This window comes from Amphibacillus jilinensis Y1 (genome assembly GCF_000306965.1).
GTDB classification, from domain to species: Bacteria; Bacillota; Bacilli; order Bacillales; family Amphibacillaceae; genus Amphibacillus_C; species Amphibacillus_C jilinensis.
In genome coordinates this window covers 1,264,802-1,287,798 of sequence record NZ_JH976434.1, presented here as the reverse complement: position 1 = coordinate 1,287,798, position 22,997 = coordinate 1,264,802, and the positions used below count along the sequence as shown (strand labels likewise).

General features: G+C 37.8%; 23 protein-coding genes. 13 read left to right on the top strand and 10 right to left on the bottom strand.

Annotation, left to right across the window (positions count from 1 at the left end; all coding sequences use genetic code 11):
• Positions 1 to 425: 425 nt before the first annotated feature.
• The 8 genes from B494_RS0106435 to B494_RS0106400 all read left to right on the top strand — a co-directional run bounded on the left by B494_RS0106435 (position 426) and on the right by B494_RS0106400 (position 10,605).
• Positions 426 to 1,718 (top strand): adenylosuccinate synthase, encoded by a 1,293-nt coding sequence (locus B494_RS0106435; protein WP_017471560.1) that lies wholly within the window; start codon positions 426 to 428, stop codon positions 1,716 to 1,718.
• Between the two features lie 379 nt (positions 1,719 to 2,097).
• Complete coding sequence (locus tag B494_RS0106430; protein WP_017471559.1) at positions 2,098 to 3,546, top strand: M23 family metallopeptidase; 1,449 nt, start codon at positions 2,098 to 2,100, stop codon at positions 3,544 to 3,546.
• Positions 3,547 to 3,678: 132 nt separating this feature from the next.
• A complete protein-coding gene (gene yycF / locus B494_RS0106425) occupies positions 3,679 to 4,380 on the top strand; it encodes a response regulator YycF (protein ID WP_017471558.1) in 702 nt (233 codons plus the stop codon).
• A gap of 4 nt (positions 4,381 to 4,384) precedes the next feature.
• Positions 4,385 to 6,211, top strand: a complete 1,827-nt coding sequence (gene walK, locus B494_RS0106420) for a cell wall metabolism sensor histidine kinase WalK (protein WP_017471557.1) — start codon at positions 4,385 to 4,387, stop codon at positions 6,209 to 6,211.
• Between the two features lie 2 nt (positions 6,212 to 6,213).
• A complete protein-coding gene (locus B494_RS0106415; protein ID WP_017471556.1) occupies positions 6,214 to 7,569 on the top strand; it encodes a YycH family regulatory protein in 1,356 nt (451 codons plus the stop codon).
• A complete protein-coding gene (locus B494_RS0106410; RefSeq protein ID WP_017471555.1) occupies positions 7,550 to 8,515 on the top strand; it encodes a two-component system regulatory protein YycI in 966 nt (321 codons plus the stop codon). Before B494_RS0106415 ends, B494_RS0106410 begins: the two co-directional genes overlap by 20 nt.
• Positions 8,512 to 9,309 (top strand): MBL fold metallo-hydrolase, encoded by a 798-nt coding sequence (locus B494_RS0106405; RefSeq protein WP_017471554.1) that lies wholly within the window; start codon positions 8,512 to 8,514, stop codon positions 9,307 to 9,309. The genes B494_RS0106410 and B494_RS0106405 overlap by 4 nt, the downstream gene beginning before the upstream one ends.
• A 51-nt stretch (positions 9,310 to 9,360) precedes the next feature.
• Complete coding sequence (locus B494_RS0106400) at positions 9,361 to 10,605, top strand: S1C family serine protease (protein ID WP_017471553.1); 1,245 nt, start codon at positions 9,361 to 9,363, stop codon at positions 10,603 to 10,605.
• Between the two features lie 706 nt (positions 10,606 to 11,311).
• Here B494_RS0106400 and B494_RS0106395 read toward each other — a convergent pair.
• Both B494_RS0106395 and B494_RS0106390 read right to left on the bottom strand, forming a co-directional pair.
• Positions 11,312 to 11,671, bottom strand: coding sequence for a Lin0512 family protein (locus B494_RS0106395; protein WP_017471552.1), 360 nt, complete (start codon positions 11,669 to 11,671; stop codon positions 11,312 to 11,314).
• 42 nt (positions 11,672 to 11,713) lie between these two features.
• Positions 11,714 to 11,971, bottom strand: coding sequence for a hypothetical protein (locus B494_RS0106390; RefSeq protein ID WP_017471551.1), 258 nt, complete (start codon positions 11,969 to 11,971; stop codon positions 11,714 to 11,716).
• Between the two features lie 192 nt (positions 11,972 to 12,163).
• On the opposite strand from B494_RS0106390, the gene B494_RS0106385 reads away from it, so the two are divergent.
• The 3 genes from B494_RS0106385 to B494_RS19060 all read left to right on the top strand — a co-directional run bounded on the left by B494_RS0106385 (position 12,164) and on the right by B494_RS19060 (position 15,715).
• Positions 12,164 to 12,952, top strand: a complete 789-nt coding sequence (locus B494_RS0106385) for a GNAT family N-acetyltransferase (protein WP_017471550.1) — start codon at positions 12,164 to 12,166, stop codon at positions 12,950 to 12,952.
• A gap of 36 nt (positions 12,953 to 12,988) precedes the next feature.
• A complete protein-coding gene (locus B494_RS0106380) occupies positions 12,989 to 13,780 on the top strand; it encodes a GNAT family N-acetyltransferase (RefSeq protein ID WP_017471549.1) in 792 nt (263 codons plus the stop codon).
• 684 nt (positions 13,781 to 14,464) lie between these two features.
• Positions 14,465 to 15,715, top strand: a complete 1,251-nt coding sequence (locus tag B494_RS19060) for a PHB depolymerase family esterase (RefSeq protein ID WP_017471548.1) — start codon at positions 14,465 to 14,467, stop codon at positions 15,713 to 15,715.
• Positions 15,716 to 16,168: 453 nt separating this feature from the next.
• Here the strand turns inward: B494_RS19060 and B494_RS0106370 are convergent, their stop codons facing one another.
• From B494_RS0106370 to B494_RS20975, 3 genes are all read right to left on the bottom strand, one after another.
• Positions 16,169 to 16,777 (bottom strand): GNAT family N-acetyltransferase, encoded by a 609-nt coding sequence (locus B494_RS0106370; RefSeq protein WP_017471547.1) that lies wholly within the window; start codon positions 16,775 to 16,777, stop codon positions 16,169 to 16,171.
• Positions 16,778 to 16,937: 160 nt separating this feature from the next.
• Positions 16,938 to 17,315, bottom strand: coding sequence for a YybH family protein (locus tag B494_RS0106365; RefSeq protein WP_017471546.1), 378 nt, complete (start codon positions 17,313 to 17,315; stop codon positions 16,938 to 16,940).
• 92 nt (positions 17,316 to 17,407) lie between these two features.
• A complete protein-coding gene (locus B494_RS20975) occupies positions 17,408 to 17,557 on the bottom strand; it encodes a hypothetical protein (protein WP_017471545.1) in 150 nt (49 codons plus the stop codon).
• A gap of 264 nt (positions 17,558 to 17,821) precedes the next feature.
• Between B494_RS20975 and B494_RS0106355 the strand changes: the two genes are divergently transcribed.
• Together B494_RS0106355 and B494_RS0106350 are read left to right on the top strand one after the other, a co-directional pair.
• Positions 17,822 to 18,187 (top strand): zinc-binding metallopeptidase family protein, encoded by a 366-nt coding sequence (locus B494_RS0106355; protein WP_017471544.1) that lies wholly within the window; start codon positions 17,822 to 17,824, stop codon positions 18,185 to 18,187.
• Positions 18,188 to 18,272: 85 nt separating this feature from the next.
• Positions 18,273 to 18,875, top strand: a complete 603-nt coding sequence (locus tag B494_RS0106350) for an NAD(P)H-dependent oxidoreductase (protein WP_017471543.1) — start codon at positions 18,273 to 18,275, stop codon at positions 18,873 to 18,875.
• Between the two features lie 126 nt (positions 18,876 to 19,001).
• On the opposite strand, the gene B494_RS0106345 is transcribed toward B494_RS0106350, so the two are convergent.
• From B494_RS0106345 to B494_RS0106325, 5 genes are all read right to left on the bottom strand, one after another.
• Positions 19,002 to 20,006, bottom strand: a complete 1,005-nt coding sequence (locus B494_RS0106345) for a trypsin-like serine peptidase (RefSeq protein ID WP_017471542.1) — start codon at positions 20,004 to 20,006, stop codon at positions 19,002 to 19,004.
• 413 nt (positions 20,007 to 20,419) lie between these two features.
• Positions 20,420 to 20,683, bottom strand: a complete 264-nt coding sequence (locus B494_RS19055) for a helix-turn-helix domain-containing protein (RefSeq protein WP_017471541.1) — start codon at positions 20,681 to 20,683, stop codon at positions 20,420 to 20,422.
• A gap of 26 nt (positions 20,684 to 20,709) precedes the next feature.
• Complete coding sequence (locus tag B494_RS19050; protein ID WP_017471540.1) at positions 20,710 to 20,859, bottom strand: YvrJ family protein; 150 nt, start codon at positions 20,857 to 20,859, stop codon at positions 20,710 to 20,712.
• Complete coding sequence (locus B494_RS0106330; RefSeq protein WP_017471539.1) at positions 20,859 to 21,470, bottom strand: sigma-70 family RNA polymerase sigma factor; 612 nt, start codon at positions 21,468 to 21,470, stop codon at positions 20,859 to 20,861. Before B494_RS0106330 ends, B494_RS19050 begins: the two co-directional genes overlap by 1 nt.
• A 235-nt stretch (positions 21,471 to 21,705) precedes the next feature.
• Complete coding sequence (locus B494_RS0106325; protein ID WP_017471538.1) at positions 21,706 to 22,980, bottom strand: glycoside hydrolase family 140 protein; 1,275 nt, start codon at positions 22,978 to 22,980, stop codon at positions 21,706 to 21,708.
• Between the last annotated feature and the right edge of the window lie 17 nt (positions 22,981 to 22,997).

Genomic DNA, 22,997 nt, shown 5'->3' with positions numbered 1-22,997 from the left:
TGTTTTTATTATCACCTAGGGAATAATAAACTGCCCACCGGGGAAAATCTTTAGCGCCATTACGCTTTATTTTTAGGTAGATCGACGCATTCAATTTATTAAGTGATGGTTGCTTATCATCATTCTGTTAGCCTAACTAAATAAATCGCGTTTATCACAGCTAATTGTCGGCAAAAAAATGCAAATATATAGGTAGGTGATCATGCCCGCTAATGTCCTGATTCAATCATAGATCCATTAATGGCAGAAGAAGATCGACAGACAAAAGGTTCATTTTATGAACAAAAGGCGAACAAAACACATTATTACTAACTAAATGTTCGTAAATGAATTGACATTCGAGATGGCGATTGGTACACTAACCTTGGTTGAATTGTACATGATATAAATAAATTAAACTATACCGTTTGGCGGAGGTGCCGAAAATGACATCAGTAGTAGTGGTAGGAACGCAATGGGGCGATGAAGGTAAAGGGAAAATTACCGACTTTTTATCGCAAAATGCCGAAGTTGTAGCCCGTTATCAAGGTGGAAATAATGCAGGGCATACAATAAAATTTGATGGGGTGACTTATAAGCTCCATTTAATTCCTTCTGGTATTTTCTTTGAAGAAAAAACAAGTGTGCTAGGTAATGGGATGGTTATTGACCCTAAAGCACTCGTTGAAGAATTAGGCTATTTAGCAGATAAACAAGTAAAAACAAACAATTTAAAAATTAGTAATCGTGCGCATATTATTTTGCCTTATCATTTAAAATTAGATTTACTGCAAGAAGAGGAGAAAGGCATTAACAAAATTGGGACAACTAAAAAAGGGATTGGTCCAGCTTATATGGATAAGGCTGCACGCGTCGGCATTCGAGTTGCTGATTTGTTAGATAAAGATGTGTTTCGTGAAAAATTAGAACAGAATTTAGCAGAAAAAAATCGACTATTCAAAAAAGTATATGAAGTTGATGAGCTTAAAGTTGATGACATATTAGATGAATACTACCAATATGGTCAAGAAATTAAGAAATATGTAGTTGACACTTCTGTTGTACTGAACGATGCCTTAGATCAAGGGCGACGTGTGCTATTTGAAGGAGCCCAAGGTGTTATGCTTGATATTGATCAAGGTACGTATCCGTTTGTTACGTCATCTAATCCAATTGCTGGTGGGGTGACCATCGGTTCAGGTGTTGGGCCATCAAAAATTAATCATGTCGTTGGTGTATCAAAAGCTTATACTACACGGGTAGGCGATGGCCCGTTTCCAACGGAATTAAATGATCAAATTGGTGATCAAATTCGTGAGGTTGGTAATGAATATGGTACAACGACAGGTCGACCACGTCGAGTGGGTTGGTTTGATAGCGTTGTTGTCACTCATGCGAGACGTGTGAGCGGTATTACAGATTTGTCCTTAAATTCGATTGATGTGTTGACAGGCATTGAAACGTTAAAGGTATGCGTAGCCTATCGTTATCAAGGTGAGGTCATTAAAGAATTCCCTGCTAGTTTAAAAGTACTAGCTGAGTGTGAACCCGTGTATGAAGAACTACCAGGTTGGACAGAAGATATTACAGGTGTCAAAAGCCTGGATGAATTACCGGCTAATGCCCGACACTATTTGGAACGCATTTCACAGCTCACACAAATTCCATTGTCGATTTTTTCAGTGGGTCCCGATCGTAACCAAACGAATGAAATACGTAATGTGTATCGCTTGGTGTAACTAGACTTCTCTTTAATATTGCAAACGAACATCAGTGGACGTTTTCGCTCTTCGTCCTGTTATTGTTCGTTGGTGAATACAGACTATAAGGTCCCCTGTATAGATTTACCTTGAGGAAAGTGTTTTTACGGACTTTAGAAGACATTGTCAGTTTAGGTCAAACGTAAACCGACGATGTCTTTTTGTTATGCTCTGATAAGGATAAATCGCTGCTGGGTTGCCAAATGAGGGGCTAATATTACAATAGATTGATAAAAATGCCAACTATGATACAGTTTGATTACATTATGATAAAAAGGGTTTATAATCTATCTTTTAATATGGTAATCTACAAGAGGTTAAAAAAAGGATGAGACAATCGGTTCGGGAGGATTATACCATGTATAGAGATAGGCGTTTAAATCTATCAATAGTTAATTTATTAAAGGCGATAATGATCATATTGGCGATTTTTATGTTAATAGGTTTTGGTGCATCACAAACACAAGTTGTCTATGCCCAAGAGGATCAAGCATTGCCGACAATCTATCATATCTATTTAGATGATGATTATGTTGGAACTATTGATGATCAATCGATCGTAACAAATTATATAGATGAACGCGTTGAACAGGTTGAACAAGACGCAGATGATGGCTATACATATGGTTTAAAACAAGAACTTATGTTTATCCCAGAACGTGTGTTTAATAATCAAACGAATCATGACCAAATACTAGAAAGCTTAGACGAAGTCATAGTGATTGAGGTCAAAGCAACAGTGTTAGCGCTTGGCGATCAAGTCGTTGGGTATTTTGCTAATGAAGATATGGTTGAGCAAACGCTATTTGATTATAAAGCTAAATATGTAGATGAAGATATATTAGAACAATTAGAAGAACAAGATACAGACGAAGTTGAGCTTGAGACGGGTGAAACGAAGGTACTGGATGTTAGCTTATCTGAAGAGGTAAGTCTATCAGGTGAGGTCGTAGCTAAAGATCAACTTTTATCAGTAGAAGATGGTGTTGAACTATTAGAAAAAGGAACACTTGAAGAGCTAATTCATGAAGTAAGTGAAGGAGATACCTTATCCTCTATCGCAGCTGCATATGATTTAACAACGGAAACATTACTAGATTTAAATGATGAGCTAGATGAAGATAGTCTATTACAACTTGAACAAGAACTTAATGTGACCGATTATGTAGCATTTGCTGATGTGATTGTCTATGAAGAAGAGCTTGTTGAAGAAACAATTAGTTATCAAACGGAGATTGAAGAATCTGAAGAACTTTATCGTGGTGAATCAGAGACCAAACAAGAAGGTCAAGATGGTGAGAAAGAAGTGCATTATGCAATAGAGCGTGTTAATGGAGAAGTGTCTGAACGCGAGACGATCAATGAAGAGATAGTCAAAGAAGCTGTCGATGAGATTATTGTTGAAGGAACGAAAGTTATTGACTCTAGAGGGACTGGAGATTTTGTTTGGCCGGCAGTAGGCGGATATATCTCTAGTCAGTATGGCCCGCGTTGGGGTTCATTTCATAGTGGTATTGATATTGCGCGCCCATCTAATCGCGATATTTTAGCAACCGATAATGGCACTGTTGAAAAAATTAGCTATGACGCGAATGGGTATGGCCATTATATCGTGATTAACCATAATAATGGTTACAAAACATTATATGCTCATCTTGAGCAAGTAGATGTTAGTGTTGGACAAACTGTCCCTAAGGGTTCAAAAATTGGTGTCATGGGAACAACGGGCCGTTCAACAGGTGTCCATTTACATTTTGAAGTTTCAGAAAATGGTACGACCATTAATCCAAACCATGTGCTTAATTAAAGATTAGCTATCGTTTAAGCCTCTGCTAGATAATAGCAGAGGCTTTTGTTTAAACTTGTACAAAGAAAGACATTTGTGGTAAAGTACGTTAAAATATAGCTACAGAATAATATATGATCGGGAGGCTACAAAATGAGTCAAAAAATACTAGTTGTTGATGATGAAAAGCCAATTGCAGATATATTAAAATTTAATTTAGAAAAAGAAGGATATGAAGTAGTTTGTGCCTATGATGGCGATGAAGCCATTGAACGTACACATCAGGAAAATCCAGATCTGCTGCTTTTAGATATTATGTTGCCTAAACGTGATGGTAATGAAGTGTGTCGTGAAGTGAGAAAAACACATAATATGCCGATTATTATGATAACAGCCAAAGATTCTGAAATAGATAAAGTGCTTGGTCTAGAATTGGGTGCGGATGACTACGTAACGAAACCATTTAGTAATCGTGAAGTTATTGCTCGTGTTAAAGCTAATTTAAGGCGTCAGCAGCAACCACTAGATCAACCAAACGCCAACAAAGATATTCAAGTTAGCTCACTGGTGATTCATCCAGATGCATATGCCGTAACGAAAGAAGGAAAACAAGTTGAGCTCACCCATCGAGAGTTCGAACTTCTCCATTATTTAGCTCGTCATTTAGGTCAAGTGATGACAAGAGAGCACTTACTTGAGACGGTTTGGGGTTATGATTATTATGGTGACGTTAGAACGGTTGATGTGACAGTAAGACGACTTCGAGAGAAAATTGAAGACAGCCCAAGCAATCCATTATGGATTATTACACGCAGGGGTGTTGGCTACTATTTACGTAATCCTGAACAGGAGTAATCACATGAAAAAAGTAAGTTTCTTTCAATCGATACAGTGGAAAATTACCGCAATTATGATCTTGTTATTGTTATTAGCAATTCAAGTCATTGGCGCTTATTTTTCACAAGGGTTGGAAACGGATTTAAAGGAAAATTTTGATGAAGGTATTGAAGAGCGCTTAGAAGTGCTCAGTTACAATATTAAAGAGGCATTCCTTCAAGATCGACCTGAGGACGGTTCTGGCCCAACTTTGGAACAAGACATTGCAAATATTCTGGCATTATATGGTCAGAGTGAGGTGTATTCTAAGCTTCAAATCGTAGACCGGCAATTTCGGATCATCGGTACCAATACACAGGCTGACGATATTGGCAAATTGGTGACAGGTGATAGTAATGTCAGGCCTGCTATTATATCGGGAACGCCCTCGCGATCGATTCAACGGAATCAAAGTACGGGTGAGCGGCACTTAGTACGGATTTATCCCATGTCAAATAATGAGGATGAACCCATGGGTGCGATTTATTTAGAAGCATCGATGGAAGAAGTTTACCAGCAATTATCTAGAATTAATAATATTTTCTTAAATGGAACCCTTGTTGCGATCATCATATCCGCTTTAGTAGGGATACTAGTAGCCCGTTCAATCACCAAGCCGATTAAAGAAATGCGAAAACAAGCTCAAGTTATGGCAGAAGGTGACTTTTCTCAAAAGGTTAATGTGTATGGTTCCGATGAAATTGGTCAACTTGCTGATACCTTTAATGAAATGAATGAGAAAATTAAAGTGGCTAATCATACGACTGAAGAGGAGCGTCGTAAACTAAGTTCAATTTTAGCAAATATGTCAGATGGTGTTATTGCGACAGATGAAGCGGGGAGCATTACGATGATGAATGATCCGGCCGCGATTTTAATTGGTCAGTCTATTGAACAAGTGCGTGGACAACTGATTTTTAGTGTTTTACAGATTGAAGATCATTCGATTGATTTTATGGAATTGCAAGATTCTGGCTCACTGACAGTTGATTTTAGTGATGATAATCAATTTTTCTTATTAAAGGCAAATTTTACAGTGGTACAAGATGAGAGAGATCAGTTTACGGGTCTAATTACGGTTCTAAGTGATGTGACGGAACAAGAAAAAGTTGAACGCGAGCGACGTGAATTCGTTTCAAATGTTTCGCACGAATTGAGAACACCATTAACAACGATGCGGAGTTATCTAGAAGCACTTAGTGATGGTGCGTGGCAAAACGAGGAGATTGCACCGCAGTTTTTAGAGGTAACGCAAAATGAAACCGAGCGAATGATTCGACTTGTTAACGATCTACTCCAGCTGTCGAAAATGGATCATAAAGAGCAGGAAATGGTAAAAGAGCGGGTAAATGTGGTACCGTTTTTTCATCATGTATTGGATCGTTTTGAAATGAACAAAGACGAGTCTGTAAGAATTGAACGTCAAATTCCTCGAGATAGTCTATTCCTCTGGATGGATAAAGATAAAATTATTCAAGTTGTTGATAATATTATGTCGAATGCTTTAAAGTACTCGCCTCAACAAGGCAGTATTCGCTTTCGCATCACCAAAGAACGAAATCGCGTAAAGATTATGATTGCTGATCAAGGTCCGGGTATTGCACCGGAGAAGATCGATAAAGTATTTGATCGGTTTTATCGGGCAGATGCGGCACGATCAAGAAAGCTTGGAGGTACGGGTTTAGGCTTAGCAATTGCTAAAGAGATCATTTTGAATCACCAAGGTCAAATATGGGCAGAAAGTAAAGAAGGCAAAGGGACTAAAGTCTACTTCACCTTACCTTTGATTAGCCGTAAACGGGAGGGTTGAGCATGAATCTTGAATATTTAAAGTCTATTTTACTTGTGTCATTAATTGCTTCTAGTTTGCTGTTAACGTTGGCCCTTTGGAATCATCAACCGGATTTTGAAGTGACACGTGATGAAGACGATTTAATTGATGCCCAAATTGAGGATGGTGAACGGCTAAGTAGACGAGATGTCCTCCAACCTACCCGAATTATTTTACATGATGACCGATCGCTTGACCCTATTGGTTTTAAGGATCAGGAGGTTGAGCAGGCTGTCTATGCTAATATATTGGATTATGGTTTGTATAATTTTTCCGCTTTTCCGGTTGATGAAGAATGGCTTGATAATCAAGAAAATCGGATAGAAATTATTTTTCCTACAGAAATGCAAGGTGACATGATTTACGATTTGTTTTCTTTAGATCAAGATACGCGTATTCCTGAAGGTCGCTTTAATCGGATTGAAATCATATTAGACCAAGATGATGCGAGTTATCAAATTATCTTTCGTAATGACGAGAATCAAGAAGTGATTGGTGCAAGTTTGCAGAATTATAGCTCGGAGGTAGATAACTTAGAAAGTTTCTTCGATACAGAAGATTTTATAGCTTTTACAACGTATGAAGGGAGTAGAGGAACACCTATTTACTTACCAGATACGATTGATCGTGATGTGCTATTGTTTTCTTTCGCAGAGTTGGATTACGAGCCTTTCGTTAATTTCTTATTTAGTAAACCTTCTATTGTGCGGCGTGGAATGACGATTGAAGGTCATACTAGTTTAATTGATGGTACGAGAGAGTTGATGGTTGAATCAGATCGAATATTTTTTACAAACCCAACAAATGAAGAAAAGCATTCAACTGATGAGTTAACTGAATATGAGCTTTTTGATCAGGTTCAGACATTTATCAATACGCATAATGGCTTTACCTTTGAAGAGCCGTTTCACTACTTTTTATCTAATATAACTAAAAATACTGAAACCAGCTTAGTTGAGTATAGTTTGTCTTATAAAGGTGTACCGATCTTCTATGATGAACAAGTAGCTAAAATATCGGTGGCATGGCATAATCAGGAGGCCTATCAGTATAGCCATCCACTTGTGACATTGGCTGAACGTCGAGGCGTAGCAAGGGAATCCAGACGTTTGCCTGATACGGAAGCGGTGGTAGAAATATTAGATAGTGACTATTATCGGGGGAGCTCCGTTTATGACGTCACGCTGGGTTATCGTGTTAATGAACAACGAAATGGACAGGGACAAGTATATGAACTTGTTCCGACGTGGTATGTTAAGGGTGTTAATGGCTGGCAACCGCTACATATACCAGCAGAAATGACAGGGGGCGATGATAGTGCAGTGGGGACAAATTAAAACACTATTTATTATATGCTTCTTGGTTTTAAATATTTTCCTTGTTCGTCAGCTGTTAGATCGACAAGAAGAAGATCTTTCTTTTATTCCGGAGACATCAAGAGAGGAAGAATTAGAATTTAATATTAATGGGCTTAATATACTTTCTGATGAAAGTTATACAGCGCCTTTACTTTATGCCAATAGCTTTAATTACAATACAGAAGGCATGGGATCATTAGAGGATTTGCCGAATCAACAGTCAATAGTGGTTGATGATCACTATCTCTTTTCGAGATTTGATGAGCCGGTTTCGATTAATATTGAGGAAGAAAATGAATACCTAGAATTATTTAGTCAATACGTGTTTAATGGGGGTTCATATAGTTACTGGGGTGAAATTGAATCTGCTAATGTTTTAGTGTTCTTCCAACACTTTGAGCACCCTGTTTTTTTTAATGAGAATGCGCTATTACTTGTGCAATTAAATGGTGATGGTGATATGACACAATATGTTCAAACACGTTTAGTTAAAGGCGAAGAAGATGATGAGGAACAAAACTTAATTCAACAATACGATGCAGTTTACCGACTTTATCATCATACGAATTCCTTACAAACTGGCGATGAAATTACAAATGTGAATTTAGGCTACCATAACCTTGTTTCGTTACCTAATGGCGAGCAATTATTAAATCCAACTTGGGATATTGAAGTAAATGGAAATGACCATCAGTTTATTAATGCAATTGAAGGTCATGATTATTCACGTAATAATGAATTTTATGCTGATGTTCTGGTTGAATTTATTGACTTGCTTGATCAAGCGGAAGAAGACAATTTGGTTTATTACAACTTAGAGGTAGATGAGGAAGAAGAAGAAGAGCAATCAGAGGCTCTTTTAAATACAATTAAACAGTCTTTAATCGGGATTTATCATAATATAACTGAGGTGGAATCAGAATGACATTAAGCTTTTCAGTACTTGCCTCAGGGAGTACAGGCAATGCTTTTTATATTGGCACAGAAAACGAAAAAATTTTAGTAGACGCAGGGTTAAGCGGCAAGCAATTGGATCGACTTTTTCATGAAGCGAAAATTGACCCTACACAACTCTCGCGAATTCTTGTTACGCATGAACATAGCGATCATATTAAAGGGCTTGGTATTATTGCGCGTAAGTACAATTTACCGATCTATGCCAATGAGAAGACATGGAAAGCCATGGAAGGAAGTCTAGGCAAGTTATCATTAGATCAGAAATTCACTTTTGAGACGGAACAAGTCAAGTGTTTTGGTGACCTTGACGTTGAATCTTTTGGGGTTTCTCATGATGCGGCAGAACCAATGTTTTTCACGTTTCATCATCACGACAAAAAAGTGGCTTTAGTGACCGACTTAGGCTATGTTTCAGAGCGAATTAAAAAAACCGTAGAGCATGCCGATGCGCTCATTTTCGAAGCAAATCATGATGTTTCGATGTTACAAATGGGGCGATATCCATGGAATGTGAAACGACGGATTCTCGGTGATTACGGTCATGTCTCTAATGATGACTGTGCTGTAGCGTTAGAAGATATCATAGGCAATCAAACGAAGCGTATATACTTGGCACATTTAAGCAAGGATAATAATATTAAGGAATTAGCACGCATGTCAGTAGAAAATCATTTGCAAGAAGTGGGCTTTCCGATTCATGATAGACTAGAGATTCATGATACGGACCCTACTACACCTACACCGCTTTATCAAGTCGTTTAGTTTTTAGCGATTGTGGTAAACTAGTTACAGTGGCAAAAAGGGGATGATCGTATGGTGTATTTTGATGATGGCACCTCAAAGAAAAGGCGTGGGCTTTACCGTAAAAATCGCCCATATTGGTTATTGTACTTATTGATTGGTATAGCATTAGGTGCGTTTTTATTTGCTGTTGCCTTACCAAAAATAGTTGAAACAAATTGGTTACCTTATCAGTTTTATGTCATTCCTGAACAAGAGGAAGCCTCTGATCAAGGGGCAGACCAAACAACGAATCATGCAGAGATGCTTAATCGTTTAACGCCTGTTAACGTTGATATTTCAACACAGGTAACCGCAATTGTTGAAGATGTTATTCCAGCCGTTGTAGGTGTGGAAAATATTCAAACACAAAGTTTTAATTTCTGGGAGCAAGAGGCGTATGATGGGGGGACAGGTTCTGGTGTTATTTACCGACAAGAAGGGGACCGTGCTTATATTGTAACCAACCATCATGTAATTGAGGGTGCGAGTCAAATCGAAGTGATATTAGAAGACGGTACACGATTGATGGCAGAATTAAAAGGGTCAGATATGTTTACTGATTTAGCGGTATTAGAGATTGACGCTAGCGAAGTAGATGTGGTGATTGAATTTGGTAATTCAGAATTAACAAAAGTCGGTGAACCCGTGATTGCGATCGGAAATCCTTTAGGTCTTGATTTATCTGGATCTGTCACGCAAGGTATTATTAGTGGAACACAGCGTGCGATCCCACAAGATTTTAGTGGTGATGGTCGAGCCGATTGGCAAACTGAAGTTATTCAGACAGATGCAGCGATCAATCCTGGAAATAGTGGCGGTGCGCTAATTAATATGTCAGGGCAATTGATAGGCATTAATTCGATGAAGATTGCCGAGTCAGCTGTTGAAGGGATCGGCTTTGCTATTCCGATTGATGAGGCGATACCGGTGATGCAGGAGTTAGAGGAAACAGGACAAATGACGCGCGCCTTTCTTGGCGTAGAGGCGTATTCATTAACGGATATACCGCAAACAGAATGGCGGAGAAGTCTCGAGCTTCCTAACGATGTTGATGGTGGTATTTATATTCAAAGTGTTGAACCATTTTCTCCAGCGGATGAAGCGGGACTTGAAACATATGATGTAATTACAGAACTAGATGGGGATCCTATTTATACGATTGTTGATTTACGAAAACATCTTTATCAAGAAAAACAACCTGGTCAGGAAATGGAGATTACCTATTATCGAGATGGAGAGCGAAATAAAACGACAGTAGAGTTATCCACACAATAGTAGCATGAATGGCAACGTATTTTGCTTAATTAAGCTAAATACGTTGCTTTTTTGTGTATAAACCACAATGTTATGCACAGGTTGTGCATAACATTGTGTGTAACTTTCTATATATAGTAGAGAACAAATATTCTAATACTATATAAATTAATAGGTTATGAAGTGAACGTAAATTTTTGTGGAGAAGGTGTGAATATCTTGTTGAAAAGGCGTTAATAATTAATAAATCGTATCATGTGTGCATAACCATGTGGATAACTTAAGCTATACTAGATGTTATTCCTTATTGATTGAAGGTTCAGTTATGTTAGCGAAAGGAAAGGAGTGGATGTAAACGTTCTAAGCAGCATGTTGCTGTTGCCATTACAGTAGTGAACAATATGTCATGTAATCATGGCTAAAAGAATAAAAGATATCAACAGGTGTAGTTATTTTTAAACATGGTGGCGTATGTAGACGTATTAGCTGTAGTAAAATAGTGATGTTTAACCAACATTTTTTATGTTAAGTGTGAAATCTCAATCAAAAGGGTTAAAATACCAAGGATAAGAAAAGCTAACCGATTCGCTAAAGGAGTGGCGAAAGTGAGCTTTTCTTATCTATGGGTTAACTAATAAATTTAGAGCGATTTATTTCTGTGCACTTCTACGAAAATATGCGAAATTTTCTGTGGGGAATCTGCTATATGACTATCCTCTTTTTCTACTTAATAGCCTACTTGAACAGCAGCATTTACGACATACATGAGATCATTTTTATCCGCTTGCTCTTCTAATACGATGCCACTTGTCGTTGCCAAACCTCCGTCAACAATCTCGATTGTGACTTCACCGTATGGAATTTCATTTTTGACTTTATTCACATCTAATTGCTCTTTGTCAGCGGGAACAGCTAAGACAATGTTAACTTTCATGTTATGTAATGATTGGTCTGGCAAGTAATCTTTGATACCGGGCATTGAATTATAATGAATCGCGTTTTCTACTGCTCGAATCGATGCCTTTGTCACATCTTGTCCATGTGTATCAATCCCAACGCCTGTCTCAACAAAAATAATTTTATCCATTACGATCTCCTCCTAAATTTGTGGTCATTTCCCGGGAAATGATTAATTTACTAAAAAGACAAGTAACACAAATACAGCCATACCAATCAACACACGTAAAATAGAAGCTTTAAGACCGATTTTTAATTTTCTTTCTAAATATTGCATGTAGATTAACATAGCAATAACACCTATGTAGATGTAACGAAGACCAACTTGGCTACCAGTCGTAAAAATATCTAAAGCACCATACAATATTAATGTTAATGGCAATATACTTATGATAAACAAGAAAATGTCTTCCCAATTTTTATTTTTCATATTTTAACCTCCATTCTTTTGCTATTACAGTTATTTTAGCATATAAGGCAGGCTTTCTCCTAACTATCAGTTATTAGTTCTAAGGTTTGTTAGGTATGCACCTATTGAATCACCTGTTCTAAAAAAAAGCGTTGTAAAAATAAAGTCGAAGTGCCATTATTAAATAAGATAAATTTAAGGAGAGCTTCATACATGATAAAAAAATTAACTGAGGCTAACGGTGTTCAAGTCGAATTACTTTTGAATCATAAACCGATAGAAAATTTATTTATTCGCGGTTGTCTGGATGCCTATCGCTATCAGGATAGTGATCAATTGGGGTGGGGGGACTTTGATCAGGATGGAAAGCTACGAGCGGTCTTGTGGCGTGCCCACACACGCTTCATCCCATTTTCTGTTGGTGCTTATGATGCAAAAGGTTTTGCAGAAATTATTAATGCTGAACAAAATCGTACGATGTTGTTTGGCTTAGAATCGGTAGTTGCTCCAATTGCACCTTATCTCAAGCGCTTGACCAATAGATTTGATCATCTCTATTTTGCTAGATGCACCAGATTGGCCGATTTGACCACGTCTAATAAAACCGATCAGATCAATAAATTAGCACCATCAGAAGTTGAGCGATTAGCTGGGTTACTTGATCAGATCCCTGAATTTCAAGGTTCATCAGCTCGGATTGATGCAAAACGAAGTGACCTTGAGCGAGGTCTTTCGCGTTGTTACTGTATAAATCAAAATAATCAAATGGTAGCGACGGCTTCTACAGCTTTAGAAAATGATCATTCTGCCATGATATCGGCAGTCGGTACGCATCCTAATTTTACAGGGCAAGGATTGGCAACGATCTGTCTCGCTCAATTAATGCGTGATGTTCTATCAGAAGGCAAGTCACTCTATCTCTTTTATGATAATCCGATTGCTGGAAAGCTCTATGACAAATTAGGCTATCAACATGTCGGCCGCTGGCTGATGTATCAATAAAACGAACAAATAAGATAACAAAGGGAGTGGAGAAAGATGATTCGTAAATTAACAGAAGCAGATAATCAAGCTGTACAAGCTTTGATAATGAAAAAGCCGGCAGAAAATCTATTTATAATTGGTGACATTGAGGCTTTTGGTTATCAACAACGTTTTCAAGAGGTCTGGGGCGATTTTGATGATCAAGGGCATTTACGAGCTGTTCTATTAAGATATGAAGATAATTATATTCCGTTTAGCTTAACAACATTTGACGCAAAAGGCTTTGCAGATATTATCAATCAAGCTGTACAGAGGCCGATTTTATCAGGCTTACAAGCGATAACGAACCAAGTCATTCCTCATCTTGCCTTAGAGAATCGTCAACAACGTTTGCTTTATTATGCTAAGTGTACGACGACGAGTCAGCTTGGTGATATTGATTTAAGTGAGGTAAAGCACCTCCAAGAAGGTGATTTAGAAAGATGGGTAGCTTTCATGCAAAGTATTCCAGAGTTTGCAGACTCAAGAGAATCGATAAATGTTAAGACGAAAAAGCGGGATATTGAGCAAGGTGTTGGTCGAGGGTATTTTATTGAGGCTGAAGGAAAGGTGGTCTCAACGGTTTCTACTGTTGCTGAAAACAGTTGTTCGGCTATGATTGTAGCAGTAGCAACAGATCAACACTACATGGGACGTGGATTAGCGACACAATGTTTGACCAAAGCCATTAACGATTTGATAAATGAGGGGAAGGAACTTTGCTTATTTTATGATAATCCTGATGCAGGAAAAATCTATAAAAAATTAGGATTTGAGGATATAGGTTATTGGGTACTTTATCGCTAACAAGACTATAAAATAGAGCATATGAATAAAAGATTGAACACGCTGATTAACGATTTGTTCAATCTTTTTTGACGTTAGGAAAGTTCAATAAAGAGGTGGAAGGCGGTTATCAAGGGAAAGATAAGCTAATTCATTTACTAAATACGTGAGCGAATTCGAGTTGCCTTGGCATGTCTTTTATCACGGGTAAACGTCCGAACAGCCTACTGATTGAAGGTTCATTCTATGTTTAAAAAACAGCTAAACAATTATTTTCCACTACTTCAGGAAAAGGATTAACTTTAAATGAAAGCGCTTAACCAATAAGATTTCTATATAAAGATAAAACAGCAATCGCCGAGTTGCGCATGAAAAGGGAAAGTCATGAAAAAGGAAGGGGGGTAGATAGTTAACATTATTTGATTCAAATTAAATAATGTTTTTAGGCGTTGTATTCAATTATAGGATGACCACGTTAGTGTAAACTTATCACAGATAACTGTCCGTAAAAAACCCGGCTCAAAATAGAAAGCAAACATAATCTATTAAGGTGCACGGGAGTTAACGGACGCTCATGTCCGGATTCACTAAACTTCCAATCAGTGGGCGTTTCGTTCTTTCTCATTAATTGGAAGTCTCGGTTTTAACGCGTCCAATCAAATCAAACATTATCCAATCACAACAGAAGATAAGGAGAATTCGTTTATGATTAAAAATATTCAAGGGTTGATGGTCATTTTATTCAGTGCGACTCTATTGCTAATCGGGTGTCAAGCGAATAACGGTGAAGGTGATGAACAAGAAATGAATATTGAACTGACTAGTGATATGTTAACGTTATTAACCTCTGTACAACCTTATGGTGAAGTAGTTGATGGTGTTGCTATTGATCTTGGAGAAGAAATAAACGAAACTGAATTAGCCAATGATTCGTTTCAAGTTGTATTAGAAACTGAAGAAGGTCAGTTAGAACGAACGATCGTTTCTGTTTATACCCATAATGAGCTTGGCTTGTCTGAGCAGCCAAGTAGTGGAGAATACCTTATTATTGAACTTGATTCAGACGATGAAGAAGCGGGGACATTAATATATGATGAAGAAGCGGCGTATAATACTAGACAAGAACTTAACTACGCTTTAATTAACGAAGCTGTTGAAATAGATGGTAACACCATATTAGCGGGTCCTGAAGAAGGCCAACAAATAGAAACTCAGTATCAAACAGTCGTTGAGGATTTTCAACATCATGAATTTACGTCTTCAACTGACCAGCATTTAGATTATTACTTATTTGAGCCTGACTTAGAAGAAGAAGCGAGCTATCCCCTTATTGTCTTTTTACATGGAAATGGTGAAAGGGGAGCAGGCAATCAAGTGAATCTATTAGGTAACGAGGGAGCGGTGGTCTGGGCTCGCCCTGAGCAACAATCGCAAAATCCAGCTTATGTCCTAGCACCTCAAGCACCGATAGACGGTGAAGAATTTTTTATTTGGGGAGATGAACCTCGGAACAGTACAGTAAAAGAGTTGGTTGATGCAACTGTAGAGGATTATCCAATTGATCAAGATCGGATATATATTGTCGGTATATCTCAGGGGGCGATTGGTACTTGGCGACTTATTGAAAATTATCCATCTTTCTTTGCAGCTGCCGTTCCGATAGCGGGGACCACTCATTTTGAAGCGATAGATGACGATAATATTGCACCGGTTGATCAGGAGCATTTGGATACGTATTTTGATATGCCTATTTGGGCGTTCCATGCTGCAGATGATTTTGTTGTCACACCAGATAATATTAGAGAACTGGCGGAATTAGCTGATCAACATGATGCTACAACATTTAACTATACAGAATATGAGGAAGAAACAATCTTACCAATTGGCCATTTTTCTTGGGTACCAGCTTTACAAGATCAAGAGATGAAAACGTGGTTATTTGAACAATCGAAATAAGTAAGATTAGCTAAAATCAACAAAAGTAAAGATAAGACAAAAAACGCATGATCCGTTTATTTAATAATGGATCATGCATTTTTATTGCTTTACGGATCCGCCCCATTGACTGGGTACCAGCATTAATAGGGTAAGCATCAGCGAAAGAACTTACCGCAATTTTCCCGAAAATAAAAACGCCCCCATTGCTCCTAAAAGAGCAACAAGGGCGTTGAGAACATGAATTTAGTCAACACACCTTCTAGACAGTGAGAGATAATGGACACTAGTGCCCTGATCCATTCAGATAGAAATAAATGGGAGAAAAACGCCCCCGCCTACTGATATAAGGTGCGTTTTGTAAAAATCAATATTTTTCGAAAATTCTTATTAAAGGCATTATATAAAAGTTTGCAAGCCAATGCAAGCCCAAATCACAAAAACGCTTACGTTTTGATCAAGGTGATACTAAAATCAAGAAGGTTGTCGTAACAATGTCCAAGCTTTCATATCTAATGAAGGTAATGGCGTTTCTGTCAGTACGTTGAAGCCAAAATGTTGGTAGATTGCTACATTTTTTTCTGTTTCTGTCTCTAAATAAAGGGGTATTTGATCGCGTTCACTTTTTTCAATTAAGCTGTTAAGTAATGTTTTTCCATAACCTTGTCCTTGATATGCTGGGTCAACACCGATTAATGCTAAGTAATAGAACGTTTTCCCTTCCATATTTTTAGCCCGATCGCTTGCCAATTGGTTAACAAAAGGCATAATATTTTTCTGTGATTGCATTCCCATTCGGAAGGCAGGAAGCATGGCTCCACTTCTAAGCATACGCCCAAAGGTCATTTCAGCAACATCACCCGTTGTCCATGCCATGATGCCTTCTAACTGTTTAGTAGGCGCATATACTTCGCCATATTTGAAGGCGTACGTTAAAGGTACGGTATAAAAAGCTTTATATTTTTCCTTAAAGTTTGGTTGATCTTTAAAAGCGTTTAATAGTGGGTCATTCATAAATGCATTAACGAGTACTTCGCTCGCCTTGGTTAGATCGTACTTTTGCAATCGGTAAAGTTGGTTCATTAGTAAATCCCCTCCATGACCTAAAAATATGGTGTTAATACCAGATCATACATGACTTGCTTTCGTTTGAATTTCATGAAAATGTGGATCCGAACGTTTCAAGCATAAGAATCAGAGGTGTTATCAACCGTTTAGTGATCGGATCGATGCAAAAACGTTTTTATACGCTATCTGGTTGTGGACTTAAATGTTCGTGAATAAGTTTCCACTCGTTCTCGCTATTCTTAACAAACACGTTCGTAGCCCGACCGCTCCCTGAGACAAAGCTCCCGTCAATATACCCTTCGTAATAATAAGTGTATAAACAGGTTGCACTCGTTGCGTCTGTGCTAATCCATTTGACATCACGAGCTTGATAAACTTCTTCTTGAATAATTGTCCATGCGGTTTCAAAATAATTTTGGATTTGATCAGGTGTTGTACATGTTTGATCAGTAAACCAATAAACAGCATCGTCAGCTAAGATTTGCTTTACTTGTTTGAAATCATGGCTGTTTGTTGCTTCAATGTAAGCGTCTAGTGCCTGTTGGTATGTCATTTTAATCGTCCTCCTATCAAAGTTGTGAAATAAACCTATAACATTATCTTATATTAATACAACACAATGTAAAGGTTTAAGCACTTAACGCATTATCGAATTTGCGTTATTGTTATTTGTTGTTGACGGTACCGTTCATGACTAAGGCGTTGTTCAATCGTTTGATGTTGATAAGGACCATAACGACTTACTTTTAATGGTTTAGCACGTTTGTTTCTCCAAATTGAAAATAATGGATTCATTTCTATCATCCTTTAAGCTTTAATAAGTTAATCATAAGTGTGATCAGCGTTAATAAAAACAGTCTAGAACCCTAGTTCAGCTCATCTATTTGACTCACTGTTTGATCAGTTTTAAGATCGATAACCAATCATACTTACGGCGGATGGTGCTCAATGCTAATTTCATTATTAGTGAAGATAGCATTAAGAAGTTGATCGTAATATACTAAATAGGGAGAGGGGCAGGATGGAGGTCAATAGGCAGAAAAAGCTACTGTCGCAACGGTGCGGCAAATTAAAGTTAAGCCAGGCGGTATTAATGTTATACCGAGTGAGGTTGAATTCACGGTTGATTTGCGTGATTTATCCGACCCTTTATTGGCCAAGCTTGTCGGTCGAATAAGACAGGATCTAAAGCGGGTTGCAGCCAAGCGCGGCATTACTGCTGATTTTACAGTAATCGAACAGTCACAAGGCGTGAAAACATCTGCAACGATTAATCATGCGATAGCTTCAGCCATTGCAAAGCAAAGCTTAGAAACGGTAGAACTACCCAGTGGTGCTGGTCATGATGCGATGGTGGTTGCCCAAATAACAGATGTGGGGATGATCTTTTTACGAACAAAGAATGGGCTGATCAAGGCGATCTAGCAGTGGGTGCACAAGTCATTTTCGATACCGTTAAGTATTTAGATTTACAAAATAATGGATAAATGCGTAGAGAGGAGTTGATTAAGTGAAAGCATTAATTATTTTTTCGCATCCTAGACAAGGTAGCTTTTCACATGCTTTGTTAGATAGGGTGACAAAAACACTTGAAAAGAAAGGTTATCACGTCAACGTGAGAGACTTATATAAAATGAACTTTAATCCGATTTTAGAGGGTTCAGATACTATTCATATAGAGGCGGGCAATTTTGTTCGAGATCATGCCCAATTTCCAGAAGATGTGAAAATTGAGCAACAATTGATGCTAGAAAGTGATTTGTATATTTATATTTTCCCAATCTGGTGGAATGGCATGCCGGCTATTATGAAAGGCTATATTGATCGTGTCTTTCAGCACGGCTTTGCGTATAGCTTTGAGGATAAGGATGCCTTTGACCGATTTAAAGGAAAGCGAGCATTGTTTCTTACACCAACGGGTCAGCCACAAGTAATTGATGGTAAAGAGAATCCATTAAGTAGAGCAATTCGTACAGTAACATCAGATTGGTTGTTCAATGGAAACAGTGTAGAACTGATTGACCATGTCTTTTATGGGCGTGTACCTTATTTATCACGTGAAGAATTAGAAGGGTATTTGCAAGATGCAGAACGGTTGATTGAAACGATCTAAGTTTTTATCATAGATAACCGTCCCTAAACCCTTTAATTTGATTTAAATAATTTTTATCGATTGATACCTATGAAGATATTAAAAAAGGTAGGAAGCGACTTGCCTCCTACCTTCATAATATCAAGATTAATTTGTCCATTGATTGATCAAATCAAGATGCGAGTTGGTGAATTGTGGTCCCCAGCTTCCTGTTGAGTTAACAGAAACGGTCTGGTTACCGACTCGAATGGGTCCGCCACTTTGTCCGCCTGTTATATAACTTGAATGGACAATAGCACCATTAGAAAAGCTATTAATTCTACCTGGTGACCGGAATAAATAGTAGAGTCGTTGATTACCAGACCCAATGGTTGAGCGATCAAATGGATAACCTAACGCCTCGATATTGACACCGGTGTTTTGTGCTCGTGCTACATTTAATGTATGTGAGTGTCGGCCTTGAACCTGTAATACGGCAAAGTCATGAACAACATCTGTTAAATAGATTAATCCTGGAGATGGTGGTGTTGTTGAGGCCCACCCGTTTGTTACCCAAGCATTGGTTACTGCATAGGTTCCATAAGGTAGATTCCCAGCATTTTCACCAGGTCGTACCGTAAAACCACGGTGGAAACGGTTGTTGTAAGCATCGTACACGCAATGGGCTGCGGTTAATACATGATTTGGTGTAATAAATGAGCCCGAGCAAGTCGATCCACCACCGCTATGATTTAATATTTCAATTCTAGCTGTTGCGTTATAAGGGTTAACTGTCGTGTTGCTGACTTGAATTCTGTTATCGTTTAGTACGGATATGTCATCTGTAAGGATACTACTTGATGTTTCTGTGGTTTCAATAGATGATTGAAAAGAATCGTAGGCAATCACTTCACCTTGCAAACTGATTGAGGAAAAGGGATGAGAGCTGTTGGTAGATAATGCACGAGATGTCGGGTTAGCTTCCCCTTCAGGGATACCCTCTTCTTCGAGAAAAACTTCAATCTCTTTGACCCTATCTGGATCAAGTTCTGGTAACTCAAAGGCTTCATAAAGCTGATCAGGTTCAAGTGTTTTTTCAGCCATCACCGAATCAATAGGAAAAACCAATAGCGACAGAACAACTAAACTAACAAGCCACTTCAAATGTTTCATCAAATCCTCCTTTTAATTTTGGAAATTTTTACTACACTATTAGTATACTATTTTTTTACATAAAAACAATAGGAAAATAGAAATAAAATTCAAATTATTTAAAATTTTTGTTTAATATGGGAATAGGGCTGTGTAACTGCTTTATAACGCTGTAAGAACGTATCAATGAAATAAATAAACTGCCGGAAGTAGACTTATGACCTAGGTATACAGCATCGACTCATGTTAAAGAATCTAGCAGATCATTTTTTAAAGATAAATGAACGAATGATTTGAGGAGTATTTAGGACAGAAGTAAAAAAACAGGACATAACAGCTGACCTAAGTAATCAAATCACTTACTTAGGCCAGGTTAGATTGTAAGAAGAAAATCAATAGATTTAATGGTCGACAATCCTTTCTATATATCGTGATTAAAAATGAAGCTGTTTGCATTGACGCTCGTTAATATCAATAATAAATTGTTCGAAGTTTGGGACATCTTCTGCATTGAATTTGTAAATGAATTCAATAAGTGTCAGTTTAATTTCTTGAGCAAGATCTTCTCTATCAAGAGCGTCTATTTCATGTAAACTTCTTCTTATTTTAGGTTCAAACTGTTTAATGAGTTTATTGATAGCAATACCATCATCTTCCTTGCTGTTCAATTGTTTAATTAAATCAATTAACTCATCCACCGCTGATTAACCTCCTTTTTCAAGCATTATTTTTTTGTGAGCGTGTTTGTTAAATCTTTAAATGACGTCTCCAACTGTTCAATCCTTTTTTCAAATCGAAGTAACAAAAAAATCGTTATCGCAATGGGAAAGCCAAAGTTGCTAATGACTTGTAGAAACAAAGGGGCTTCTTCCACTATGACACCTCCTGACAATAAGATTTTAATTTTGCTAACGCTTTTATTTTTGACTTTGATACTGCTTGCTGGGATATACCGAATAGCTTGGCAATTTCTTTATCTTTCATTTTTGCGATATACAGGTATTCTAAAATCATCTGTTGTCTTAAGGTGAGCTGCTGCCAGCCATGAAATAACATAGGGTTTAGGATCTGATCGTCGAAGTGATGACTGGCATTAATCACTTGTTGCTCAATACTAGCTACCGATTCATCTCTAAGCTGATCTTTCCATGTGATGCTGTTGTCTTCATTATTTATCGGGGTATCGAGCAATAACTTGTAATGTGTTTTTTCTAATGTTCGATCTCTTGCAAATTGTATGGCCTTCCAATGGATCACTTTCGATACATAACTAATAAACCTTATTTGAGTATAAAAATCTTTGAAGCAATGATTAAGTGCATCCCTGTTTGCTTTCGATGGTTCCCTTGCTACTTTATCAAACAGATAGCGGTGATAGTCAGACTGCAGGAAATTTTTAATGATCACATTGTTAAAGAAAAACCTGCTGCTATGCTTGAAAGCTTGGACATCTCTACTGCTACTCCATTTATTAGGTACGTTCAATTTATTCACCTCCTTACTATTATAAAGACCATAAAATCCAAAAAAATACAACCCTTATTTGTAAAATATTTAAAGTTTTTTACGACAAATTTTGTAGAAGTAATAGAAGTGAGGGAGTTGAAGCGTTTTTCAATAATAAAGAAAAAGGGAAAGAAGTTAGGTGTGCTAGTAGGATGAAAAAATCCCCCTTGTTATTGGTCGGCCTAAAACAAAGGGGATTTAAATGTGGAACCGATTAAGATTCAATTAGATAAAGGCAATCACCGGTGAAATAATGCATTGGGATTTGTGTCGTACCATCTGAATGTTTAAGAGGTATATCGGCTCTATGTCCAGTTTCTAATTCTGTAACGTTAGCCAGCTTATTTCCCCATTTGCCTGTTAGTTCAATATTTATATTATACGGTACATAAATAAGTAGTGTTGTTCCTTGTTTAGCGGCACGAATCTCATTTGTTTTATTTAAAATAATGTCCTGGGGTTCAAGTGAAAACAAAGCACGCTCACTGATAAAGCGCTTTATAAAGCTATAATCCCAAGCCCCATTAAATGCTAAAGCGGTCCGCCATGGATATGGAGTGACAAAGCCTTCGCCTAGTGATGTACCATATCTACTATCTATATCGTGCCAACTCCATATCCCATGTGCGCCATAGGTAATTCCGGCGCTAGCACCAGATAGAATGCTTTGCCAAGCTGCCTTTCTAACATCAAAGCGGGTAAATCGCCCGTAAATTTGTCTGCTGTAACCCATCATTTCATAACAGGGTTCTGAATTAATCACAGGTCGCTGTGGCGTTTTTTGAGCAAATGCTTCGGCTACGGTGTAGGCTGTTTCCTGATAAGATGCGTTATGACCAGATTGATAAAGGTAGAAATCCAAATGATGATGCTGTTGTAGTTGTTCAGGTAATGAAGCTAACCGCCCTTTAATATGGAGGGTAGCCAGACAGTGTGGTGCAAGCTCTTTGATTTTATTTAGTGCGATTAGGTAATAGTCAATGGTTTCTTCTGTTTCAAAATCGGTATCTCCACTAACAAAATAAATAGGATTATATTTAGAAAAATACTTATCAACTGTTTCAACATATGGAAGGATTGCTGCTTTCGGCATTATCATAGTATCGATCAGTTGAGACGCCCATGTATTTGGTACATAATTACACCATAACAGCACCAAAGCTGGTGTAAATCCCTTCTCTACTGCCATTTTCACCATTGTTTCAGCATGTTCGAAGTACGCCTCATTAAGCTGGTGAAAATTATACCCTTGGTCAGTTTGCTCAAAAGGATGGAGGTGAGCGTGTCCGTGACTACGATCCCATTGAGGTAAAATATTGATTTGTAAAACGTTGAAGCCTTGCTTTGCTCGTGTATCTAGATAATAGGCCCAATCTGTTAAGTTTATATTCGTGAAAGCACTCCAGACGGTATCAGCTAAATAGAAAAAGCTCTCGCCTTCGCTTGTTTGCAAATGTTTTTTATTATCATTAATTTTTAATTCACGCAATGTTATCCCTCCGTAAA

Coding starts and splice junctions, on each gene's coding strand:
- B494_RS0106435 (WP_017471560.1), top strand. CDS start 426: ATGACATCAGTAGTAGTGGTAGGAACGCAATGGGGCGATGAAGGTAAA.
- B494_RS0106430 (WP_017471559.1), top strand. CDS start 2,098: ATGTATAGAGATAGGCGTTTAAATCTATCAATAGTTAATTTATTAAAG.
- yycF (WP_017471558.1), top strand. CDS start 3,679: ATGAGTCAAAAAATACTAGTTGTTGATGATGAAAAGCCAATTGCAGAT.
- walK (WP_017471557.1), top strand. CDS start 4,385: ATGAAAAAAGTAAGTTTCTTTCAATCGATACAGTGGAAAATTACCGCA.
- B494_RS0106415 (WP_017471556.1), top strand. CDS start 6,214: ATGAATCTTGAATATTTAAAGTCTATTTTACTTGTGTCATTAATTGCT.
- B494_RS0106405 (WP_017471554.1), top strand. CDS start 8,512: ATGACATTAAGCTTTTCAGTACTTGCCTCAGGGAGTACAGGCAATGCT.
- B494_RS0106400 (WP_017471553.1), top strand. CDS start 9,361: ATGGTGTATTTTGATGATGGCACCTCAAAGAAAAGGCGTGGGCTTTAC.
- B494_RS0106395 (WP_017471552.1), bottom strand. CDS start 11,671: ATGGATAAAATTATTTTTGTTGAGACAGGCGTTGGGATTGATACACAT.
- B494_RS0106390 (WP_017471551.1), bottom strand. CDS start 11,971: ATGAAAAATAAAAATTGGGAAGACATTTTCTTGTTTATCATAAGTATA.
- B494_RS0106385 (WP_017471550.1), top strand. CDS start 12,164: ATGATAAAAAAATTAACTGAGGCTAACGGTGTTCAAGTCGAATTACTT.
- B494_RS0106380 (WP_017471549.1), top strand. CDS start 12,989: ATGATTCGTAAATTAACAGAAGCAGATAATCAAGCTGTACAAGCTTTG.
- B494_RS19060 (WP_017471548.1), top strand. CDS start 14,465: ATGATTAAAAATATTCAAGGGTTGATGGTCATTTTATTCAGTGCGACT.
- B494_RS0106370 (WP_017471547.1), bottom strand. CDS start 16,777: ATGAACCAACTTTACCGATTGCAAAAGTACGATCTAACCAAGGCGAGC.
- B494_RS0106365 (WP_017471546.1), bottom strand. CDS start 17,315: ATGACATACCAACAGGCACTAGACGCTTACATTGAAGCAACAAACAGC.
- B494_RS20975 (WP_017471545.1), bottom strand. CDS start 17,557: ATGAATCCATTATTTTCAATTTGGAGAAACAAACGTGCTAAACCATTA.
- B494_RS0106345 (WP_017471542.1), bottom strand. CDS start 20,006: ATGAAACATTTGAAGTGGCTTGTTAGTTTAGTTGTTCTGTCGCTATTG.